Source organism: Burkholderia sp. E168m23 (genome assembly GCF_016586125.1).
Taxonomy (GTDB): Bacteria; Pseudomonadota; Gammaproteobacteria; order Burkholderiales; family Burkholderiaceae; genus Burkholderia; species Burkholderia orbicola.
The window spans coordinates 1-1,466 of sequence record NZ_BCPP01001311.1 but is presented as its reverse complement, the minus strand read 5'-3'; the positions used below and the strand labels follow the sequence as shown (position 1 = coordinate 1,466).

2 protein-coding genes are annotated in these 1,466 nt (G+C 65.6%); both read right to left on the bottom strand.

Annotated elements, in window-relative coordinates:
- Positions 1–89: 89 nt before the first annotated feature.
- Positions 90–809 (bottom strand): response regulator transcription factor, encoded by a 720-nt coding sequence (locus JMF90_RS36835; RefSeq protein WP_011545754.1) that lies wholly within the window; start codon positions 807–809, stop codon positions 90–92.
- Positions 810–979: 170 nt separating this feature from the next.
- Positions 980–1,466, bottom strand: a 487-nt coding sequence (locus tag JMF90_RS36830) for an EAL domain-containing protein (RefSeq protein WP_201326320.1), incomplete at its 5' end; no start/stop codon positions are given.

Sequence of the window (1,466 nt, the reverse complement as noted above, 5' to 3'; positions counted from 1 at the left end):
ACGGATCTGCAGCCATGCCGACGCGCCCGAGCACGCGATCAGCAGGATCGAGAACACGAGCGACAGTCGCCGGGTGAGCGTGAGCTTCATCACGCGTCCCGCTGGCCCGGCGCGGCGAGCTTGTAGCCGCGCCCCCACACGGTGAGGATGCGCACCGGCTCGGCCGGATCGGCCTCGATCTTCGCGCGCAGCCGGTTGATGTGGGTGTTGACCGTATGTTCGTAGCCTTCGTGCTGATAGCCCCACACAGCGTTCAGCAGGTCCATCCGCGAGAACACCTTGCCTGGGTGCCGCGCGAAGAAATACAGCAGGTCGAATTCGCGCGGCGTCAGGTCGAGGCGTGCGCCGTCGACGCTCGCCTCGCGTGCGATCGGATCGATCGCCAGCCCCGCGACGTCGAGCGTGCCCGCGTCGATCCGCGAATCGCGTGCGAGCGCATCGACGCGCCGCAGCAGCGCCTTCACGCGCGCGACAAGTTCGAGCACCGAGAACGGTTTCGCGAGGTAGTCGTCGGCGCCGAGTTCGAGGCCGAGGATGCGATGCACCTCGCTCGACCGCGCGCTCGTGATGATGATCGGCGTATAGCGCGTCATCGCCCGCGCCCGCCGGCAGATTTCGAGGCCGTCGACGCCCGGCAGCATCAGGTCGAGGATCAGCGCGTCCCAGTTGCCCTGTTCGAGCAGGCGCAACCCTTCGGCGCCGTCCGCGCTGTGCACGACCTCGTAGCGCTCGTCGCGCAGGTGCAGGCTCAGCACGTCGGCGATGTCGGCGTCGTCCTCGACGATCAGGATGCGTTTCGGTTGGTCCATGGCGGTGGGCGGCGGCACGTCGGAGCGGGGCTCGGTAACGGTGATCGGCGGGCGGGCGGCCCGGGTCGAATCGCGACGGAAAGCCGCGCTGCCGTCATTGTGCAAAATTTTGCGGCGGAGAGTGATCACATTTCGTTTAACTCTGGACCCCGACGCATTCCCACCCGGAATCAAACAGGCTTGATCGCCGTGCCTTGCGTGGTCATTTCGACGAAGTGATCCGCCGGCATCGGGCGCCCGAGCAGAAAACCCTGCAGCGAGTTGCAACCGAGGCGGGTCAGGAACTGCTGCTGGGCCGCCGTTTCAACGCCCTCCGCGACGATCTTCAGGTCGAGTGCCCGGCCGAGCGCGACGATCGCCGAAATGATCGCGGCATCTTCGGTATCGTGTTCGAGATCGCGGATGAATCCCCGGTCGATCTTGAGCTCGCTGGCCGGCAAGCGCTTCAGATACAGCAAGCTTGAATAACCCGTTCCGAAGTCGTCGATGGAAATGCGCACGCCCATGTCGTGAAGCTGCTGCAGGATTCTCAAGCTGGCGTCCGCATCGCGCATCGCGGTCGATTCCGTGATCTCCAGCGTCAGGCAGTGCGGCTCCAGCGCGTGCCGCTGCAATGTGGCCTCCACGACCCGGATCAGACTCGCGTGACCGAATTGC

Excerpts from the sequence above, each read along its gene's own strand:
- JMF90_RS36835 (WP_011545754.1), bottom strand. The coding sequence starts at position 809 with ATGGACCAACCGAAACGCATCCTGATCGTCGAGGACGACGCCGACATC.